Here is a 6,950-nt window from a genome sequence, read left to right on the forward strand (position 1 = left end):
GGTGACCGGCGGCCGTGCCGGCGTGGCCCGGCCGTGCCCTCGCCCGCGCGCGCCCGATCCGGCGCCCCGCGCGCCGCGCCGGGTCGAGTTACGTTCTCGGGCGTGCTCGAGCCGACGAGAGCGGGCGAGTCGCTCGCCCCGGAGGTGGTGATCGGGGTCCCGGCCGAGCCGGACCGGCTCGCGGCGAGCGAGGCAGCCGTCGCGCTCCAGCGAGCGCTGCGCGACGCCTTCCCCGGGAAGACCGGGCTCTCGCTCCTGCTCACCGGCGATCCGCGCGGCGCGGCCGCGCCGGGCGAGGGGGTCCCCCCCGCGGGCGAGAACGGCGGTCCGCCCGCGATCTACACCGGCGGCGGCGGCCCCGCGGCGGCGCTCCCGGCCCTGCTCGAGGTGGCGGTCTCGCTGGGCGCGCCCGGGAGCGCGCTCCTCGAGCCCATGCCGCGGCCGGCCGACCCGCATTGGCTGAACACGCTCCTCTCCCCTATCCTCACCGGCGGCTTCGATCTCGTCGCGCCCGCCTACACCCGCGGCCGGTACGACGGCGTGCTCGTGACCGGCGTCGTCTACCCGCTCACGCGCGCCCTGTTCGGCCAGCGCCTGCGCCAGCCCCTCGCGGCCGAGATCGTCGTCTCGCGACGGTTCGCCGAGCGGCTGCTCCGGGAAGAGGAGTGGCGCGCCGACGCGTCTCACGGCGGCGCGGATCTCTGGGTCATCTCGCTAGCCGCCGGGCGCGAGCACGGGCTGGCCCAGGCGTTCATCGGGCCGCGCGGGCGCGCGCGAGCGCAGCCCGGCGACGTCTCCCTGATGATCTCGACCGTGCTCGGCACCGTGTTCCAGCAGATGGAGCTCCAGGCGGCACGCTGGCAGCGGATCCGCGGCTCGCTCCCGATCCCGACGGTGGGCGACGACCGCCCGCCCGACGATCCCGGCGCCCCGCCCGCGCGCGGCCCCCTCGTCTCCGCGTTCGCCCTCGGCTGGAACGACCTGCAGCCGCTCTGGAAGGTCGTGCTGCCGCCCCAGACCCTCCTCGCGCTGCAGCGGATCCCGCGCGAGCCGCCCGAGGCGTTCCGGATGCCCGACGCGATCTGGGCGCGCGTCGTGTACGACTTCGCCGTCGGCTGGCACGCGCGGGTGATGGATCGCACGCAGCTCCTCCAGTCGCTCACGCCGCTCTACCTGGGCTGGGCCGCGAGCTACGTGAACGAGGTGGCGCCGCTCGCCCGCGCCGAGGTCGACGCCCGGGTGGAGCGGCTCTGCGCGGCGTTCGAGGCCGAGAAGCCGTACCTCATCTCGCGCTGGCGGTGGCCGGATCGGTTCAGTCCCTGACCGGAGGACGTCATGTGGCAACGGGTCCAGGCGGTGCTGTCGGAGGCGTTCGATCGGCTCGGCGCGGTGCTGGTCGCGGACCTGCCCGGCGTCGTGGCCATGGTGCTCGTGCTCGCCGGCGCGCTCGCCGGGGCCTTCCTGGTGCGCTGGCTCCTGCGCCGCGTGCTGGCGCGCGTCGGCTTCGACCGGCGCGCGCGGGAGTGGGGGCTGACCACCGGACGCGGCCTCGAGCCGCACCACGAGCCGTCGTGGATCGTCGCGCGCGGCGCGTTCTGGCTCGTGATCCTGGTCGGCCTCGCCCTCGCCCTGGACGTGCTCGGCGCGAGCACCACGACCGCGGTCGGGCTGTCGCTCCTGGCGTTCCTCCCGCGGCTCGTCATGGGGGCGATCATCCTGCTGGTGGGCACGGGCGCCGCGCGCTTCCTGGAGCGGAGCGTCCTCATCGCGGCCGTGAACCAGCAGATCCAGCAGGCGCGCCCCCTGTCGCTCGCCGTGAAGTGGCTCGTGCTCGTCCTCGCGGCCGCCATGGCGCTCGAGCACGTGGGCGTGGGGGGCGGGCTCGCCACCATCGCGTTCGCCATCCTCCTGGGCGGGGTCGTCCTCGCCGCCGCGCTCGCCGTCGGCCTCGGAGGGCGCGACGCGGTGGCCCGCGCGCTCGACCGCCGCCTCCCCACCGACGGGCCCGGCGCCGCCGCCGAGGAGCGCCGCGACGCCGGACGGATCCAGCACCTGTAACCCGGGGGCGGCATGCGCGATCGCCGCAGCGGCGTCCTCCTCCACCCGACGTCCCTCCCCGGCCCGCACGGCGCCGGCGATCTCGGCGCCGGCGCCCACCGGTTCGCGGGCTGGCTCGCGGAGGCCGGCCAGCGGCTCTGGCAGATCCTGCCCCTCTCGCCGACGGGCTTCGGCGACTCGCCGTACCAGGCGCTGTCCTCGTTCGCCGGCAACCCGCTCCTCGTGTCGCTCGAGGTGCTCCGGAACGAGGGCTGGCTCGACGACCGCGATCTCTCGGGCGCGCCGGCGGGGGATCCCGAGCGCGCCGAGCTCCACGCGGCGCTCGCGTGGAAGCGCCGCCGCCTGGCGCGCGCCGCGCGGCGGTTCGCGGAGGGCGCCTCGCGCGAGCAGGCGGCGGAGCTCGAGGACTTCCGCGCCCGCGAGGCGGAGTGGCTCGAGGACTGGGCGCTCTTCGCGGTCCTCAAGGACGTCCACGGCGGCGTCCCGTGGATCCGCTGGCCCGCCCCCCTCGCGCGGCGGGATCCCGCGGCGCTGGACGCGGCCCGCGCGCGGCACGCGGCGGAGGTCTTCGCCGAGGTCTTCGCGCAGCACGCGTTCTTCCGCCAGTGGGGGGCGCTCCGCGCCCGCTGCCGCGCCCTCGGCATCGCGCTCCTCGGCGACCTCCCCATCTACGTCGCGCACGACTCCGCCGACGTCTGGGCGCGCCGCGACCTGTTCCGCCTCGACGCCGGCGGGGAGCCGCTCGTCGTCGCCGGCGTCCCGCCGGACTACTTCAGCGCCACCGGCCAGCGCTGGGGGAACCCGCTCTACGACTGGGACGCGGTCGCGCGCGACGGGTGGCGGTTCTGGATCGCGCGGGTGCGGGCGACGCTGGCGCTGGTGGATCGGATCCGGCTCGACCACTTCCGGGGGTTCGAGGCGTCCTGGGAGATCCCGGCGGCCGCGGCCACCGCCGAGCAGGGCCAGTGGCTGCCCGGGCCCGGCGCCGCCCTGTTCGAGGCCCTGCAGCGCGCGCTCGGGGAGCTCCCGTTCGTCGCGGAGAACCTCGGCGTCATCACGCCGGAGGTGGAGGCGCTGCGGCGCCGCCTCGGCCTGCCCGGGATGGCCATCCTCCAGTTCGCGTTCGGGAACGACCCGCAGGCGCCGGCGTTCCGGCCGCACAACCACGCGCGCGACCTCGTCGTCTACACGGGGACCCACGACAACGACACCGCGCTCGGCTGGTGGGAGGGCGGCCCGGAGGGGAGCGTGCGCACCGCGGCCGACGTCGCGCGGGAGAAGTCCTTCGCGCGCGAGTACCTCGCGACGGACGGGCGCGAGATGAACTGGACCCTGATCCGCACGGCGTTCGCGTCCGTGGCGGACGCCGCGGTCGTCCCGCTCCAGGACGTGCTCGGGCTCGGCTCCGCCGGGCGGATGAACCGGCCCGCGACGACCGGGGGTGACAACTGGCGCTGGCGCGTGCGCGAGGAGGCGCTCACCCCGGCGCTCGCGGCCCGCCTGGCCCGCCTCGCCGTCCTCTACGGGCGGTAGGCAACCGACCGACATCGGCGCCTTCTCCCCTTCGGTGACGCCACGCGCCGGGGCCCGCTCGACGGCGGCAGTACGTCACTGGCGGCCGCGCGCGCGGAATGCTAGCAAGAGGCTTCCATTGGGCGTGTTGCCATGGCCGATCCGGGGGGACGACCAGCACGAGCAGCGCCGGCGTCCGTCGAGGACGTCGTGGATCCGCACGCGCTCCGCGCCGCGTACGAGGAGGAGCGGCGGCTCCGCGAGGCGGCGGAGCGCTACTCCGAGGCGCTCGCCGCGAAGGCGCTCCAGGTCGCCCGCGTCGAGGCGGTGCTCCGTCAGCAGATCGCCGTGGCCCGGGAGCACGCCGCGCTGCACGTGAAGGCGCGCCGCGCCGCCGAGGAGGCCGCCGCCGCGGCGACGCGCAGCGCGGCGGAGCTCGACGCGGTGCTCGCCGCGATCCCCGCGGGGATCGCGGTGTTCGACTCCGAGCTCCGGATCCTGCGCGCGAACGTCGCGGCCCGGGAGGTCGTCGGGATCCCCGATCCGGGGCGCGACACCACCGCCTCCGAGCGGATCCAGGCGCTCGGGCTGCTCGGCGCCGACGGGCGGCCGCTTCCGCGGGAGGACTGCCCGGTCGTGCGCGCGCTCCGCGGCGAGACCGTCGCCGCCGAGACGTACGCGCGGACCCCCGCGACGCCCGGCGGTCGGCCGCGCTGGGTGACGATGAGCGCCGCGCCGGTCGTCGAGCCGTCGGGCGGCGGCTCCGACGTCGTCGCGGCCGTCTTCGACGTGACCCGCGAGCACGAGCTCCTCGAGATGCGCGAGGACCTCCTCCGGATGGTCTCCCACGACCTCCGCACGCCGCTCCAGGCGGTGCTCACCCACGCGCACCTGATCCGGCGCGCCGCCGACGTCCCCCCGGCCGTCGCGGAGCGCGCCGAGGCCATCGTCCGCACGAGCGAGCGGATGGGCAGGATGCTCCAGGATCTCTCGGAGATGGTCCTGCTCGAGTCCGGTCACCTCACCCTCTCCCGGGTGCCGCTCGACGTGCCCGCCTTCCTGCGCGAGGTGCTCGAGCGGCTCTCGGCGCCGCTCCCGCCCGATCGGATCCGGCTCCGGGCGGCGGGCGACGCCCCGCCGGTGCTCGCGGATCCCGCCCGCCTCGAGCGCGTCGTGGTGAACCTGCTCTCGAACGCGCTCAAGTACTCGCCGGCCGGGGCCCCGGTGGAGGTCTCCGTCGTCGCCGCGTCCGGCGACGCGGTGGAGATCGAGGTCGCCGACCAGGGGGTGGGCATCCCGCAGGAGATCCTCCCCCGGATCTTCGACCGCTTCTACCGCGTGTCGGACGGCCGCCGCCAGCCGGAGGGGCTCGGGCTCGGGCTGTACATCGCCCGGCTCCTGGTGGACGCGCACGGCGGGCGGATCGCGGTGGACTCGGCGCCAGGGCGCGGCAGCCGCTTCGTGGTGCGCCTGCCGGCGGCGGCCCCGGCGCCCTGACGGCCCGTTCGCGCCGTTCGCGTCGATCGCGCCGTTCGCGTCGATCGCGCCGTTCGCGCCGTTCGCGCCGTTCGCGTCGATCGCGCCGGACGGAGCTACGGCCTCCGGAGCTCGAACCAGTAGAAGCCGTAGGGGCCGAGGGTGAGGAAGTAGGGCAGCTTCCCGATCCGCGGGAACTCGGTGTACCCGAGCATCTCGATCGGCGAGGCGCCCTCGAACTGCGACAGGTCCAGCTCGGCCGGCTGCGCGAAGCGCGAGACGTTGGCGACGCACAGGAGCACGTCCTCGTCGTAGCGGCGCACGTACGCGAGCACCTTCCGGTTGGCGACGGGCAGGAACTCCATCGTCCCCCGCCCGAACGCCTTGAAGAGCTTGCGGAGCGCGATGGTGTTCCGCATCCAGTGGAGCAGCGAGGAGGAGTCCCGGAGCTCCGCCTCGACGTTCACCGCCTGGTAGCCGTAGACCGGATCCGAGATCGGCGCCGCGTAGAGCCGCGCGGGGTCGGCCTGCGAGAACCCGGCGTTCCGGTCCGGGCTCCACTGCATCGGGGTGCGCACCCCGTCCCGGTCCTTCAGGTAGATGTTGTCGCCCATGCCGATCTCGTCGCCGTAGTAGACGACGGGCGTGCCGGGGAACGAGAACAGCAGCGAGTTGAGCAGCTCCATGCGCCGGCGGCTGTTCTCCATCAGCGGCGCGAGGCGGCGGCGGATCCCGACGTTGAGCTTCATCCGCGGATCCTGGCTGTACGCGAGGTACATGTAGTCGCGCTCGTCGGCGGTCACCATCTCGAGCGTCAGCTCGTCGTGGTTCCGGAGGAAGAGCGCCCACTGGCAGTTGTCGGGGATCGGCGGCGTCCGCCGCATGACCTCGATGACGGGCTCCACGTCCTCGAGCCGCAGCGCCATGAAGATCCGCGGCATGAGCGGGAAGTGGTACGCCATGTGGCACTCGTCGCCCTCGCCGAAGTACGGCCGCACGTCGGCCGGCCACTGGTTCGCCTCCGCGAGGAGCATCCGCCCCGGGAAGTTCGCGTCCACGTACGCGCGGATCTTCCGGATGACGGCGTGCGTCTCGGCGAGGTTCTCGCAGCTCGTCCCGTCGCGCTCCACGAGGTAGGGCACCGCGTCGAGCCGGAAGCCGTCCACGCCCAGCTCCGCCCAGAAGCGGAGCGTGTCGAGGACCTCGCGCAGCACCGCCGGGCTGTCGAAGTTGAGGTCCGGCTGGTGCGCGAAGAACCGGTGCCAGTAGTACTGCTTCGCCTCGGGGTCGTAGGCCCAGTTCGACTTCTCGGTGTCGGTGAAGATGATCCGGGCCTCCCGGTAGCGCTGGTCGGTGTCGCTCCAGACGTAGAACTCGCGCTCGGGCGAGCCGCGCGGCGCCCGGCGCGCCCGCTGGAACCACGGGTGTTGGTCGGAGGTGTGGTTCACCACCAGCTCGACCACGACCTTGATGCTGCGGGCGTGCGCGGCGGCCACGAGCTCCCGGAGGTCCTCGACCGTCCCGTAGTCGGGGTGGACGCCCTTGTAGTCCGCGATGTCGTAGCCGTCGTCCCGGAGCGGGGACGGGAAGAAGGGCAGGAGCCACAGGCACGAGACGCCGAGCTCCTGGAGGTAGTCGAGCTTCTCGACGATCCCGCGCAGGTCGCCGATGCCGTCGCCGTTCGAGTCGCAGAACGCCTTCACGTGCGTCTCGTAGATGACCGCGTCCTTGAACCAGAGCGGGTCGACCGCACGCCTGCGGGAAGGGATGGCCATGGATCCGGGTCGCGCCGGGTGCGCTCCTCCGGCGGTGAGTTAAGCCGCGGCCGCCGCCCGCGCCGGCCCGCGCGCGCGGCCCGTGCGGCGCGCCCCGCTTTCGGTCGCCCGCCCGGCCGCAGCGGCCCC

At 74.9% G+C, this 6,950-nt stretch carries 5 protein-coding genes; 4 read left to right on the forward strand and 1 reads right to left on the reverse strand.

The features are described 5' to 3' along the window. The first annotated feature begins 102 nt into the window (after positions 1–102). From MNZ27_RS22585 to MNZ27_RS22600, 4 genes are all read left to right on the forward strand, one after another. Positions 103–1,323, forward strand: a complete 1,221-nt coding sequence (locus MNZ27_RS22585; protein WP_242396327.1) for a hypothetical protein — start codon at positions 103–105, stop codon at positions 1,321–1,323. Positions 1,324–1,335: 12 nt separating this feature from the next. Further along, entirely contained in the window at positions 1,336–2,058 is a 723-nt protein-coding gene (locus MNZ27_RS22590; RefSeq protein ID WP_242396328.1) for a hypothetical protein, read from the forward strand. Between the two features lie 12 nt (positions 2,059–2,070). Next, positions 2,071–3,591, forward strand: coding sequence for a 4-alpha-glucanotransferase (gene malQ / locus MNZ27_RS22595; RefSeq protein ID WP_242396329.1), 1,521 nt, complete (start codon positions 2,071–2,073; stop codon positions 3,589–3,591). A 189-nt stretch (positions 3,592–3,780) separates the two neighbouring features. Continuing rightward, positions 3,781–5,067, forward strand: a complete 1,287-nt coding sequence (locus MNZ27_RS22600) for a sensor histidine kinase (protein ID WP_242396330.1) — start codon at positions 3,781–3,783, stop codon at positions 5,065–5,067. Between the two features lie 95 nt (positions 5,068–5,162). On the opposite strand, the gene treS is transcribed toward MNZ27_RS22600, so the two are convergent. Then, the gene (treS, locus tag MNZ27_RS22605) at positions 5,163–6,821 is read right to left on the reverse strand and encodes a maltose alpha-D-glucosyltransferase (protein ID WP_242396331.1); all 1,659 of its coding nucleotides are present in this window, start codon (positions 6,819–6,821) and stop codon (positions 5,163–5,165) included. Positions 6,822–6,950: the final 129 nt, after the last annotated feature.

Source organism: Anaeromyxobacter oryzisoli, assembly GCF_022690765.1.
Lineage (GTDB): Bacteria > Myxococcota > Myxococcia > Myxococcales > Anaeromyxobacteraceae > Anaeromyxobacter > Anaeromyxobacter oryzisoli.